This window comes from Streptomyces sp. NPDC058751 (genome assembly GCF_042746485.1).
In the GTDB taxonomy this organism is placed as follows: Bacteria; Actinomycetota; Actinomycetes; order Streptomycetales; family Streptomycetaceae; genus Streptomyces.
Genome location: NZ_JBHYPZ010000044.1, coordinates 44,469 through 56,287, shown reverse-complemented (window position 1 = coordinate 56,287; position 11,819 = coordinate 44,469). Strand labels below are relative to the sequence as shown.

The window sequence follows — 11,819 nt, the reverse complement described above, 5'->3', positions numbered from 1 at the left end:
GTGGAGCGGGGTCACGGGATCGGAGTCGGGGCGGCGGCCCTGCGGCCCGCCCTCGCCACGGAGATCTGCCGCCCGACCCGGGGGCCGAGCACGGAGACGACGAGCAGGACGCCGGTGACGACGATCTGCGACTGCGCGGAGACGTTGAGCAGGCTCATCACGTTCTGGAGCGAGCCCAGCAGGAAGACGCCCGCGATCGCGCCGCCGAGCGTGCCCTTGCCTCCGTCGAAGTCGATGCCGCCGAGCAGGACGGCGGCCACGACGGACAGTTCGAGTCCGGTGGCGTTGTCGTAGCGGGCGCTGGCGTAGTGCAGGGCCCAGAACACCCCGGTCAGGGAGGCCATGGATCCGGTCGCGACGAACAGGAGCAGTTTCTGCCGCTTGACCCGGATGCCGGCGAACCTGGCGGCTTCCTCGCTCGCTCCGATCGCGAACGCGGAGCGCCCGAAGGGGGTGGCGTGCAGCACGGTCACGGCGACGGCGAGCAGCGCCAGGAAGAGCGGGAGGGCCTGCGGCACGAAGGTGTCCCCGATGCGTCCGGCCGCGAACTCCTGGTACTGGACGGGGAAGTCGGTGACGGCGTCGGAGCCGAGCACGATCTGCGCGATGCCCCGGTAGGCGGCGAGGGTGCCGATGGTGACGGCGAGCGACGGGAGTCCGAGCCGGGTGACCAGCAGGCCGTTGACGAGCCCGCACACCACGCCGAGCACCAGACACAGCGGGATGATCGTCTCGATCGCCATGCCCTGGTTCCACAGCGCGCCCATCACCGATCCGGAGAGCCCGGCCGTGGAGGCGACGGACAGGTCGATCTCGCCGGCCACCACGAGCAGGGTCATGGGCAGGGCGATCAGCGCGATCGGCAGGGTGTTGCCGATCAGGAACGACAGGTTGAGCGCGTTGCCGAAGCCGTCCACGAAGGAGAAGGAGAAGAGCAGCAGGACGACGAGGAGGGCTCCGACGGCCGTGTCCCAGCGGACGGCGCGCGCGAGGGCGGAGTCAGCCATGGCGGGCGTTCCTCTTCTTCAGTGCGGAGGCCACGCGCAGCGCGACGATCCGGTCGACCGCGATGGCGAGGATGAGCAGGACTCCGTTGATGGCGAGGACCCACACGGAGCTGACGCCGAGGGCGGGCAGGACGCTGTTGACGGAGGTGAGCAGCAGGGCGCCGAGCGCGGCTCCGTAGACACTGCCGGAGCCGCCGGTGAAGACGACGCCGCCGACCACGACCGCGCTGACGACGGTGAGTTCGTAGCCGTTGCCGGTACCGGAGTCGACGTTGCCGAACCGGGCGAGGTACAGGGCGCCGGCCAGTCCGGAGAGGCCGCCGCAGACGACGTACGCGGTCAGGACGCGCCTGCGGACCGGGATGCCGGCGAGCCGTGCGGCCTCCGGGTTCGAGCCGAGCGCGTAGAGCTCGCGGCCGCTGCCGAAGTGCTTGAGGTAGTACGCGGCCACCACCAGGACGGCCAGCGCGATCAGCGCGAGGTACGGGACCGCGGAGATGCCGCCGGAGCCGAAGTCGACGAATCCGCCGGGGAGATCGGCCGCCGTGATCTGCCGGGAGCCGACCCAGACGGAGTCGACGCCGCGGACGATGTAGAGCGTGCCGAGGGTGACGACGAGGGCGGGTACCTGACCGAGGCTGACGAGCGCCCCGTTGACCAGTCCGCAGCCGACGCCGAGCAGGACCGCGAGGAGGACCGCGACGACGGGGCTGCCGCCGCCCTGGAGGCAGGTGCCGGCCGCGAAGGCGCTGATGCCGAGTGTCGAGCCGACCGACAGGTCGACGTTGCGGGTGATGACGACGAGGGACTGGCCGGTGGCGACCAGCACCAGGATCGTGGCGTTCAGCAGCAGGTCCTTGACGCCCTGTTCGGACAGGAACTCGCTGTTGCCCGTCTGGGTGACGGCGATCATCACCAGGAACACGGCCAGGATGGCGAGTTCGCGCATCCTGAAGACGCGGTCCACCAGCCGGGAGCCGTCGGCCCCGGGCGCCTCGGCGGCGGGGGCGGGGGTGGGCGCGGTGACCGTCATGCGGCGGCCCTCCGGGGGATGGTCGTGGTCATGCGGCGGCCCTCCGGGGGACGGTCGTGATCGTTCGGGCGGCCTTCCCGACGGCTGTCATGCGGCAGCCCTCCCAGTGGCGGCGGCCATCACGGATTCCTCGGTGGCTTCGGAGCGGGGGATCTCGGCGGTGAGCCGGCCCTCGTGCATCACGAGCACGCGGTCGGCCATGCCGAGGATCTCGGGCAGGTCGGAGGAGATCATCAGGACGGCCACCCCGTCGGACGCCAACTCGCTGAGCAACCGGTGCACTTCGGCCTTGGTGCCGACGTCGATGCCCCGGGTGGGCTCGTCGACGATCAGTACCCTGGGGCCGGTGGCCAGCCACTTGGCGAGGACCACCTTCTGCTGGTTGCCGCCGGAGAGCGTGGCGACGGTGTCGGCGATCCGTGCGTACTTCACCCGGAGCCTGACCGCCCAGTCGAGGGAGCGGCTGCGTTCGGCCCCGCGGTCCATCAGGCCCGCCCTGACCGTCGTACGCAGTCCGGTCAGGCCGATGTTGCGCTCGATGGACATGTCCATCACCAGGCCCTGGGCGCGCCGGTCCTCCGGCACGAGCGCGAGACCGGCGGCCATCGCGGTGGAGGGGGCGCCGTTGGTCAGTCTGCGTCCCTCGACCTCCACCTCTCCGGCGTCCCAGCGGTCCACGCCGAACACCGACCGCGCGACCTCCGTGCGGCCGGCGCCGACGAGGCCGGCGAGACCGACGATCTCGCCGCGCCGGACCTCGAAGGAGACGTCGGTGAAGACGCCCTCCCGGGTCAGCCGCCGCACGCTGAGGGCGACCTCGCCCGCCTCGACGTCCTGCTTGGGGTAGAGCTCGTCGAGGTCGCGGCCGACCATCCTGCGGACGAGGTCGTCCTCCGTCATCCCCTCCAGCGGTTCCGAGGCGATCCACGCCCCGTCGCGCAGGGTCGTGACCCGCTCGCAGATCTCGAAGATCTCCTCCAGCCGGTGCGAGATGAACAGCACGGCGGAGCCCTGCTCGCGCAGCGCCCTGACCACGCCGAACAGCCGGGCCACCTCGCTTCCGGTGAGTGCGGCGGTCGGCTCGTCCATGATCAGGACGCGGGCGTCGAAGGAGAGCGCCTTGGCGATCTCGACGATCTGCTGGTCGGCGATGGACAGCCCGCGCGCCGGGCGCTCGGGGTCGAGTCCGACGCCGAGGCGCTTCATGAGGGCCGCGGTCGCCGCGCGGGTGGCCTTGTGGTCGATGCGGCGAAGGGCCCGCCGGGGCTGGCGGCCCATGAAGATGTTCTCGGCGATGGAGAGGTCGGGGAAGAGCGTGGGTTCCTGGTAGATCACCGCGATGCCCGCGTCGCGGGCGTCGGCGGGGCCGTGGAAGACGGTGGGCTCGCCGTCCAGCAGTACCTGGCCGGCGTCCGGTCGGTGCACGCCGGCGAGCGTCTTGATGAGGGTCGACTTGCCCGCGCCGTTCTCTCCGGCGAGCGCGTGCACCTCGCCGGGGAACAGTTCCAGGGACACGTCCCGCAGGGCGCGCACGGCGCCGAAGGACTTCGAGACGTCCTTCAGCGCCAGCACCGGGGCCGGTGCCGTGTCGGACGGGTGGGTCATGAGGGGCTCCTCGACGACGCCGGCGGGACGGCCCTCACAGCGTCGTGAAAGGTTTCAATTGGGTTGCCGGGACGTTAGGCACGCCACCCAGGTCGCGTCAATGGGTTCGTATCGAAATTCTTCGACGCCCCCTTGTCACAACAGGATCACGGCGATCGGTCCATGCCGGAGGGGTTGACAGCCCTTCGAGGCACTCATAGCTTCGCCCCTGAATCGTTTCAGAGAAGCTGTTCCATTCGAAGTCGTAGGAGTCCCGAAGTGACCGAGTTCGCCGCGGTGAAGGCCGCGCTCAAGACCCAGGCCGTCGAGACGCCGTCGTGGGCGTACGGGAACTCGGGAACCAGATTCAAGGTGTTCGCGCAGCCGGGTGTGCCCCGCAGCCCGTGGGAGAAGCTGGACGACGCGGCCAGGGTGCACGAGTTCACCGGAGCGGCCCCGACCGTCGCGCTGCACATCCCCTGGGACCGGGTGGACGACTACGCGGCGCTGGCGAAGTACGCCGAGGAGCGCGGCCTGAGGCTGGGCGCGGTCAACTCCAACACCTTCCAGGACGACGACTACCGGCTCGGCTCCGTCTGCCACCCGGACGCGGCGGTGCGCCGCAAGGCCGTCGACCACCTGCTCGCGTGCGTCGACATCATGGACGCGACGGGTTCGCGGGACCTGAAGCTGTGGTTCGCCGACGGGACGAACTACCCCGGCCAGGACGACCTGCGCGAGCGCCAGGACCGGCTGGCGGAGGCGCTGGCGCAGGTCTACGAACGGCTCGGCGGCGACCAGCGGATGCTGCTGGAGTACAAGTTCTTCGAGCCCGCCTTCTACGCGACCGACGTCCCCGACTGGGGCACGGCGTACGCGCACTGCCTCAAGCTCGGCCCCAAGGCGCAGGTCGTGGTCGACACCGGGCACCACGCGCCGGGCACCAACATCGAGTTCATCGTCGCCACCCTGCTGCGCGAGGACAGGCTCGGCGGCTTCGACTTCAACTCCCGCTTCTACGCCGACGACGACCTGATGGTGGGCGCCGCCGACCCCTTCCAGCTGTTCCGGATCATGTACGAGGTGATCCGCGGCGGCGGCTTCGCCCCGGACGTCGCCTTCATGCTCGACCAGTGCCACAACATCGAGGCGAAGATCCCGGCGATCATCCGGTCCGTGATGAACGTGCAGGAGGCCACCGCCAAGGCGCTCCTCGTCGACCGCGCCGCGCTCGCCGAGGCCCAGCTCGGCGGGGACGTGCTGGGCGCGAACGCGGTGCTCATGGACGCCTACAGCACGGATGTGCGGCCGCTGCTCGCAGAGGTTCGCACCGAGTCGGGGCTCGACCCCGATCCGGTGGCCGCGTACCACCGGTCCGGGTGGGCGGAGCGGATCGCCGCGGAGCGGGTGGGGGGTACCCAGGCCGGGTGGGGGGCCTAGCCCCTTGCGCAGGGCCCGCTTTCCGGGTTCCCCGGGCTGGTCGGTCCTCCGTGTCGCGTCTGCCCCACGCGGTGGTTCGCGGGCCGCGGGTGGCGTCGTGGCCGGGCGCGCAGTTCCCCGCGCCCCTGACCGGCGCTTCTCGTCTCCTCGCTTCGGTGCGAGCCCGCGTCGCGGTCTGCCCCACGCAGTGGCCCGCGGGACGCGGGTGGCGTCGTGGCCGGTCGCGCAGTTCCCCGCGCCCCTGACGGGGCGCTTCACCTCCCCCTCTTCATGAAGGACCCGGAACATGGCACTCCATCCCGAAGCCGCCGCTCTGCTGGGCCGGTCCCACCGGCTCGGCGCCGATCCCCGCAACACCAACTACGCGGGCGGCAACGCCTCCGCGAAAGGCACCGGCACCGACCCCGTGACCGGCGGGGAGGTGGAACTGATGTGGGTGAAGGGGTCCGGCGGCGACCTCGGCACCCTCACCGAGGACGGGCTCGCGGTGCTGCGCCTCGACCGGCTGCGCGCGATGACCGAGGTGTACCCGGGTGTCGAGCGCGAGGACGAGATGGTCACCGCGTTCGACTACTGCCTGCACGGCAAGGGCGGCGCCGCGCCCTCCATCGACACGGCGATGCACGGGCTCGTCGACGCCCCGCACGTCGACCATCTGCACCCCGACTCCGGGATCGCGCTCGCCTGCGCCGCCGACGGGGAGAAGCTGACCGCCGAGTGCTTCGGCGACCGGGTGGTGTGGGTCCCGTGGCGCCGGCCCGGTTTCCAGCTGGGGCTGGACATCGCGGCGGTCAAGGAGGCCAGTCCGGAGGCCGTCGGCTGTGTCCTGGGCGGCCACGGCATCACCGCCTGGGGCGCCACCGCCGAGGAGTGCGAGCGCAACTCGCTGTACATCATCCGCACCGCCGAGGCGTTCCTCGCCGACCGCGGGAAGCCGGAGCCGTTCGGGCCCGTCGTCGAGGGGTACGAGGCGCTCGCCCCGCGGGACCGCCGCGAGCGGGCCGCCGCCCTCGCGCCGTACGTGCGCGGCATCGCTTCCCAGGACCGCCCGCAGGTCGGCCACTTCACCGACTCCGACGAGGTGCTCGACTTCCTCTCCCGCGCCGGGCACGGGCGCCTCGCGGCCCTCGGCACCTCGTGCCCGGACCATTTCCTGCGCACCAAGGTCAGGCCGCTCGTGCTCGACCTCCCTGCGGCCGCCCCGCTCGACGAGGTGGTCGCCCGGCTCGCGGAGCTGCACGCCGAGTACCGCGTGGAGTACGCCGCCTACTACGAGCGGCACGCCGAGCCCGGCTCCCCCTCGATGCGCGGAGCGGACCCGGCGATCGTGCTGGTCCCCGGGGTCGGCATGTTCTCCTTCGGCAAGGACAAGCAGACGGCCCGGGTGGCGGGCGAGTTCTACGTCAACGCGATCAACGTGATGCGGGGGGCCGAGGCGGTCTCGACGTACGCGCCGATCGAGGAGTCGGAGAAGTTCCGCATCGAGTACTGGGCCCTGGAGGAGGCCAAGCTCCGGCGGATGCCGAAGCCCAAGCCGCTCGCCACCCGGGTCGCCCTGGTCACCGGCGCGGGAAGCGGCATCGGCCGGGCGATCGCGCACCGGCTGGTCGCCGAGGGCGCCTGCGTGGCCGTGGCGGACCTGAACGGCGAGAACGCCGCCGCCGTCGCCGAGGAGCTCGGCGGCGGCGACAAGGCCGTCGCCGTCACGGTCGACGTGACCTCGGAGGAGCAGATCGCGGCCGCGTTCGAGGCCGCGGCGCTCGCCTTCGGCGGCGTGGACCTGGTGGTCAACAACGCGGGCATCTCCATCTCCAAGCCGCTCCTGGAGACCACCGCGAAGGACTGGGACCTCCAGCACGACATCATGGCGCGCGGCTCCTTCCTCGTCTCGCGCGAGGCGGCCCGGGTCATGACCGCGCAGAAGCTGGGCGGCGACATCGTCTACATCGCGTCCAAGAACGCGGTCTTCGCGGGGCCGAACAACATCGCCTACTCCGCGACCAAGGCCGACCAGGCCCATCAGGTACGGCTCCTGGCAGCCGAGTTGGGCGCGCACGGCATCCGGGTCAACGGCGTCAACCCGGACGGCGTCGTGCGCGGCTCCGGCATCTTCGCGGGCGGCTGGGGCGCGCAGCGGGCGGCGACGTACGGCATCGAGGAGGACGAGCTCGGCGAGTTCTACGCCCAGCGGACCATCCTCAAGCGGGAGGTGCTTCCCGAGCACGTCGCGGCCGCCGTGTTCGCCCTGACGGGCGGGGACCTGACACACACCACGGGACTCCACGTCCCGGTCGACGCCGGCGTCGCCGCCGCCTTCCTGCGATGACGGCGCCGAAGTCGTTCGCCGCCGTCGACCTCGGCGCGTCCAGCGGGCGTGTCATGGTCGGCCGCGTCGGCCCCGGCACGCTCGACCTGACCGAGGCGCACCGCTTCCCGAACCGGCCGGTCCGCGTCCCGGAGGGGCTGCGCTGGGACGTCCTCGGGCTGTACGCGGGCGTCCTCGACGGACTGCGCGCGGCCGGACCGGTCGACTCCGTCGGCATCGACGGCTGGGCGGTGGACTACGGGCTGCTGGACGCCGACGGGGCACTGCTCGGCAACCCGGTGCACTACCGCGACGCCCGCACCGAGGGTGCCGCGGAGAAGGTGTGGGCGAGCGTGCCCGCCGCGGAGCTGTACGCGGCGACGGGGCTGCAGTACGCGCCCTTCAACACCCTGTACCAGCTCACGGCGGCCCGCTCCTCCGCCCAACTCGCGGCGGCCCGGCATCTGCTGCTCGTCCCGGACCTGTTCGCTTACTGGCTCACGGGCGAGATGGGCACCGAGCTCACCAACGCCTCCACCACGCAGCTGATCGATCCGAGGACGGGTGACTGGTCGTACGGTCTCGCGGAACGGCTCGGCGTCGACCTGCGGCTGTTCCCGCCGCTGCGCCGTCCCGGCGACCCGGCGGGGACCCTGCTGCCGCGCGTGCTGGAGGAGACCGGAACGGCCGGCCCGGTGCCGGTGACGACGGTCGGCTCGCACGACACTGCCTCGGCGGTGGCCGCCGTTCCCGCGACCGGGGAGCGGTTCGCCTACATCTGCACCGGCACCTGGTCGCTGGCGGGCCTGGAGCTGGACGCGCCCGTCCTCACCGAGGCGAGCCGGGCCGCCAACTTCACCAACGAACTGGGCCTGGACGGCACGGTCCGCTATCTGCGCAACATCATGGGTCTGTGGCTGCTCCAGGAGTGCGTACGGGAGTGGGGCGGTCCCGGTCTGGACGGACTCCTCGCGGCCGCCGCCGAGGTGGCGCCCCTGCGGTCCGTCGTGGACGCGGGCGACGCGGCGTTCCTCGCGCCGGGCCGGATGCCGTCGCGGATCGCGGACGCCTGCCGGGCCTCGGGACAGCCGGTCCCGGAGTCGCGTGCCGAGATCACCCGCTGCGTCCTCGACTCCCTCGCCCTCGCGCACCGCCGGGCGGTCGAGGACGCGCGGTCGCTGGCCGGGCATCCGGTCGACGTCGTGCACGTCGTCGGCGGTGGCGCCCGCAACGAGCTGCTGTGCCGGCTCACCGCCGACGCCTGCGGGCTGCCGGTCGTGGCGGGCCCGGCGGAGGCGGCCGCGCTCGGCAACGTCCTCGTCCAGGCGCGGGCGCGGGGGCTCGTCGGCGACCGTGCGGAGATGCGTGGTCTGGTGGCGCGCACCCAGCCGCTCCGCCGCTACGAGCCGCGGGGCGACACGTCGGCGTGGCGCGCGGCCGGGGCGAGGCTCGGCACACCGTGAGGACCGCGTCCCGGCGGGCGCCCGCCACGTACCCTGCAACCGTCCGTGACCGACCCCGAGGAGCCGCGATGCGTGTCGCCCTGTTCCTGACCTGTGTCAACGACACGCTGTACCCGGACACCGGCCGCGCCGTCGTGGACCTGCTGACCAGACTGGGTGTCGACGTCGATTTCCCGATGGGGCAGACCTGTTGCGGCCAGGCGCACTACAACACCGGCTACCGCCGTGACGCCGAGCCGCTCGCCCGGCGTTTCGCCGAGGTGTTCGAGGAGTACGAGGCGATCGTGACGCCTTCCGGATCGTGCGGGGCGATGGTGCGGGAGCTGTACCCGCGGATGGGTGAACGGGCCAGGGCCGAAGGACGCGGCGACGCCCTGGCCAGGACACTGGCACCGGTCGTGCCGAAGACGTACGAGCTGACCGAGTTCCTGGTGGACGTGCTCGGTGTGACGGACGTCGGCGCGTACTACCCGCACACCGTGACGTACCACCCCACCTGTCACGGACTGCGCGGTCTGGGGCTGGGTGACCGGCCGCGCCGGCTGCTGGAGGCCGTCAGGGGGCTCGAACTGCGCGAGCTGCCCGGCGCCGAGGAGTGCTGCGGCTTCGGCGGCACCTTCGCCCTCAAGAACTCCGCCGTCTCCGCGGCGATGGGCGCGGACAAGGTGCGCAACGCGGAGTCGACGGGCGCCGAGGTGCTGTGCGCCGCGGACAACTCGTGTCTGATGCACATCGGCGGCACGATGGGCCGCCTCAGGACGGGGATGCGGCCCGTGCACATCGCGGAGATCCTGGCGGGCACGGCCGAGGGGGCGACGGCGTGAGCGGGACGTTCGTCGGTATGCCGGCCTTCCCCGAGGCGGCGCGCGAGGCGGTCGGCGACGCGACGCTGCGCGGCAATCTGCGCCACGCCACCCACACCATCCGCGCCAAGCGGGCCAGGGCCGTCGCCGAGGTCTCCGACTGGGCGGAGCTGCGCGAGGCGGGCAAGCGGATCAAGGACCACACGTTCCGTCATCTCGACCGCTACCTCGTGCGGTTGGAGGAGTCGGTGACCGCGGCCGGCGGTATCGTGCACTGGGCCGCCGACGCCGAGGAGGCCAACCGGATCGTCACGGACCTGGTGAGGGCGACCGGCGAGAGCGAGGTCGTCAAGGTCAAGTCGATGGCCACGCAGGAGATCGGGCTCAACGAGGCGCTGGAGGCCGCGGGCATCCGCGCGTACGAGACCGATCTCGCCGAACTCATCGTGCAGTTGGGCGAGGACCGGCCCTCGCACATCCTCGTCCCGGCGATCCACCGCAACCGCGGCGAGATCCGTGACATCTTCGTCCGCGAGATGGGCGCCTGGGGTCGGGCGGCCCCCGAAGGCCTCACCGACACGCCGGCCGAACTGGCGGAGGCGGCCCGCCTGCATCTGCGGGAGAAGTTCCTGCGCGCCAAGGTCGGCATCTCCGGCGCCAACTTCATGGTCGCCGAGACCGGCACCCTCGTGGTCGTCGAGTCCGAGGGCAACGGCCGGATGTGCCTGACGCTCCCCGAGACCCTGATCTCGGTCGTCGGCATCGAGAAGACCGTGCCGTCCTGGCGGGACCTGGAGGTGTTCCTGCAGACGCTGCCGCGCTCCTCGACGGCCGAGCGCATGAACCCGTACACCTCGATGTGGACGGGCACCACGGACGGGGACGGCCCCCGGGCCTTCCATCTGGTCCTGCTGGACAACGGCCGCACCGACACGCTCGCCGACGAGGTCGGACGCCAGGCGCTGCGCTGCATCCGCTGCTCGGCGTGCCTCAACGTCTGCCCGGTGTACGAGCGGGCGGGCGGCCACGCCTACGGCTCGGTCTACCCGGGCCCGATCGGCGCGATCCTCAGTCCGCAGCTCCGGGGCACCGCGAGCGAGATCGACGCCTCCCTGCCGTACGCCTCCTCGCTGTGCGGGGCCTGTTACGAGGTCTGTCCGGTCGCCATCGACATCCCCGAAGTGCTCGTCCATCTGCGGGAGAGGGTCGCGCAGGGCGGGCGGACGACCCGGGAGGGCGACACGGTCGTGCTGAAGCCGGCCGGGGGACACGCCGCCGAGCGGGCGGCGATGCGCGCGGCGCGCTGGGCGTTCAGCCGTCCCGGCGTCCTGCGCGCCGGGCAGCGGCTGGCGTCGGGGACCCGCCGCTTCCATCCGCGGACCCTGCCGGGCCCCGGCAGGGCGTGGAGCGGGACGCGCGAACTGCCCGCGGTCCCGGCGGAGTCGTTCCGCGTGTGGTGGCAGCGCACGCGGGGCGGAAAGGACGTGACGGGGTGAGCAGCAGGGATCTGGTCCTCGGCCGGGTGCGCCGGGCTCTCGCGGACGTGCCCCGGGACGGCACTCCCCCGGTGCCCGGACCGCCGGGGAGGGACACGCGGTACGAGCAGGTGGTCGGCCGGGATTATCTGCGGGAGCACGGCACGCGGAGCGTCGCGGAGACGGTGGACCTGCTCGCGGAGAACCTGGCGGGCTACCGGGCGGTCGTGCACCGCACCACCGAGGGCGAACTGCCGTACGTCGTGAAGCGGTTGCTCGCCGAACGCGGGTCCCGGCGCGTGCTCGTGCCGCCGGGGCTCCCGCCCGCGTGGATGTCGGCGGCGGACTGCGTGCGGGTCCACGACCGCGCCGCGAGCACGCCCCGTGAGCTCGACGAGGTGGAGAGCGTGGTGACCGGCTGCGCCGTCGCCGTCGCCGAGACCGGCACGATCGTCCTCGACGGCGGTCCGGACCAGGGCCGCCGCCGGATCACCCTGGTCCCTGACCACCACATCTGCGTGGTCCGCGTCCCCGGGCAGGTGGTGGCCTCCGTCCCCCGGGCGCTGGAACGTCTGGACCCGGCGCGCCCGATGACCTGGATCTCCGGCCCGTCCGCCACCAGCGACATCGAACTGGACCGGGTGGAGGGGGTGCACGGCCCGCGCACCCTGGAGGTGGTCCTGGTGGGCGAGGGGTGACGGACGCGCCC

9 protein-coding genes are annotated in these 11,819 nt (G+C 72.4%); 6 read left to right on the top strand and 3 right to left on the bottom strand.

Annotated elements, in window-relative coordinates; all coding sequences use genetic code 11:
- Positions 1–11: 11 nt before the first annotated feature.
- From ACFW6B_RS32430 to ACFW6B_RS32420, 3 genes are all read right to left on the bottom strand, one after another.
- On the bottom strand, positions 12–1,007 hold the full coding sequence (locus ACFW6B_RS32430; RefSeq protein WP_386601705.1) for an ABC transporter permease: 996 nt from the start codon (positions 1,005–1,007) through the stop codon (positions 12–14).
- Positions 1,000–2,040, bottom strand: a complete 1,041-nt coding sequence (locus ACFW6B_RS32425) for an ABC transporter permease (protein ID WP_386601703.1) — start codon at positions 2,038–2,040, stop codon at positions 1,000–1,002. The genes ACFW6B_RS32430 and ACFW6B_RS32425 overlap by 8 nt, the downstream gene beginning before the upstream one ends.
- Positions 2,041–2,127: 87 nt before the next feature.
- Entirely contained in the window at positions 2,128–3,645 is a 1,518-nt protein-coding gene (locus ACFW6B_RS32420; RefSeq protein ID WP_386601701.1) for a sugar ABC transporter ATP-binding protein, read from the bottom strand.
- Between the two features lie 258 nt (positions 3,646–3,903).
- On the opposite strand from ACFW6B_RS32420, the gene rhaI reads away from it, so the two are divergent.
- From rhaI to ACFW6B_RS32390, 6 genes are all read left to right on the top strand, one after another.
- Positions 3,904–5,064, top strand: coding sequence for an L-rhamnose isomerase (gene rhaI / locus ACFW6B_RS32415; RefSeq protein ID WP_386601698.1), 1,161 nt, complete (start codon positions 3,904–3,906; stop codon positions 5,062–5,064).
- Positions 5,065–5,350: 286 nt separating this feature from the next.
- A complete protein-coding gene (locus ACFW6B_RS32410; RefSeq protein ID WP_386601696.1) occupies positions 5,351–7,390 on the top strand; it encodes a bifunctional aldolase/short-chain dehydrogenase in 2,040 nt (679 codons plus the stop codon).
- Complete coding sequence (locus ACFW6B_RS32405) at positions 7,387–8,832, top strand: rhamnulokinase family protein (RefSeq protein WP_386601694.1); 1,446 nt, start codon at positions 7,387–7,389, stop codon at positions 8,830–8,832. Before ACFW6B_RS32410 ends, ACFW6B_RS32405 begins: the two co-directional genes overlap by 4 nt.
- A gap of 68 nt (positions 8,833–8,900) precedes the next feature.
- Positions 8,901–9,656: a (Fe-S)-binding protein gene (locus ACFW6B_RS32400; RefSeq protein ID WP_386601692.1), complete on the top strand. Its 756-nt coding sequence runs from the start codon at positions 8,901–8,903 to the stop codon at positions 9,654–9,656.
- A complete protein-coding gene (locus ACFW6B_RS32395) occupies positions 9,653–11,131 on the top strand; it encodes a lactate utilization protein B (protein WP_386601690.1) in 1,479 nt (492 codons plus the stop codon). Before ACFW6B_RS32400 ends, ACFW6B_RS32395 begins: the two co-directional genes overlap by 4 nt.
- Positions 11,128–11,808 carry a lactate utilization protein C gene (locus ACFW6B_RS32390; RefSeq protein ID WP_386601688.1) on the top strand — a complete coding sequence of 227 codons (681 nt, stop codon included), beginning with the start codon at positions 11,128–11,130 and terminating at the stop codon, positions 11,806–11,808. Before ACFW6B_RS32395 ends, ACFW6B_RS32390 begins: the two co-directional genes overlap by 4 nt.
- The last annotated feature ends 11 nt before the right edge of the window (positions 11,809–11,819 follow it).

What these genes read in the sequence shown, in the direction of transcription:
- ACFW6B_RS32430 (WP_386601705.1), bottom strand. Translation starts at nt 1,007, where the DNA reads ATGGCTGACTCCGCCCTCGCGCGCGCCGTCCGCTGGGACACGGCCGTC.
- ACFW6B_RS32425 (WP_386601703.1), bottom strand. Translation starts at nt 2,040, where the DNA reads ATGACGGTCACCGCGCCCACCCCCGCCCCCGCCGCCGAGGCGCCCGGG.
- ACFW6B_RS32420 (WP_386601701.1), bottom strand. Translation starts at nt 3,645, where the DNA reads ATGACCCACCCGTCCGACACGGCACCGGCCCCGGTGCTGGCGCTGAAG.
- ACFW6B_RS32410 (WP_386601696.1), top strand. Translation starts at nt 5,351, where the DNA reads ATGGCACTCCATCCCGAAGCCGCCGCTCTGCTGGGCCGGTCCCACCGG.
- ACFW6B_RS32405 (WP_386601694.1), top strand. Translation starts at nt 7,387, where the DNA reads ATGACGGCGCCGAAGTCGTTCGCCGCCGTCGACCTCGGCGCGTCCAGC.
- ACFW6B_RS32400 (WP_386601692.1), top strand. Translation starts at nt 8,901, where the DNA reads ATGCGTGTCGCCCTGTTCCTGACCTGTGTCAACGACACGCTGTACCCG.